The organism is Vibrio sp. 1078-1, assembly GCF_033340475.1.
The window spans coordinates 1-820 of record NZ_JAWOWM010000200.1; the positions used below are offsets into that span (position 1 = coordinate 1).

Below are 820 nucleotides of genomic sequence, written 5' to 3' on the forward strand. Positions count from 1 at the left end.
CCTGGTGGGGAAACTGGACAGGAGTCGATATTTAACGGCTTATGTAAGATAGAAGAAGAGTTTGATCATAAGTCTGTTGTTTTGATTCATGATGGCGTTCGACCTTTAATCAATGATGAAATTATCAACCGAAATATCGAAGCGGTCAAAAGTCACGGTAGTGCGATCACTACTTGTCCTCCAGTAGAGACCTTTGTCCTTGTCGACAATGAAGACGTCGTGAAAGACGTTCACGATCGTTCGTTATCTCGATTAGCGAAAGCGCCACAAAGCTTTTATTTGCGCGATATTCTTAAAGTACATCGTCAAGCGCGTGAGGACTGTTACACCGAAGCGATCGATTCATGTTCGTTGATGACAAAGTACGGATACGATGTTCGCCTAGTCTCTGGCATTTCTGAAAACATTAAAATCACGTCACCCATCGATTTCTTTATTTTTAAGGCAATAATCGATACGCAGGAAAATCTACAGGTTTTTGGTTAATTATATGAAAAATAATCGGATTAATATCATCGGTGATGATAACGAGCAATTGTACTTGAGCCAGAAGTCATGGGATTTGTTGCGAAATAAAACTGTACTTGTTACGGGTGCGACAGGAATGCTTGCAGCTTGTATGGTTCGCTTTTTTGTTTATCTCAATAGAAAAGATCAACTGAACATCAGAGTTTTGCTGTTAGCCCGTAGTGAACAGAAAGTTCAAGACTTATTTGGTGAGCTGACCGGTGAATTTGAATGTTTTTACCAAGATGTTTGCCAGCCGATTGAGTTTGATGACGAAGTCGATTTCGTTATTCATGCGGCGAGCAATGCAAGC

At 40.6% G+C, this 820-nt stretch carries 1 protein-coding gene and 1 pseudogene; both read left to right on the forward strand.

All coding sequences use genetic code 11. The features are described from left to right. A partial coding sequence (locus tag R7190_RS26560) for a 2-C-methyl-D-erythritol 4-phosphate cytidylyltransferase (RefSeq protein ID WP_318137763.1) occupies positions 1-486 on the forward strand: 486 nt, incomplete at its 5' end. Between the two features lie 4 nt (positions 487-490). Further along, positions 491-820 (forward strand): annotated as a pseudogene (locus tag R7190_RS26565) (dTDP-glucose 4,6-dehydratase); the annotation flags it as partial.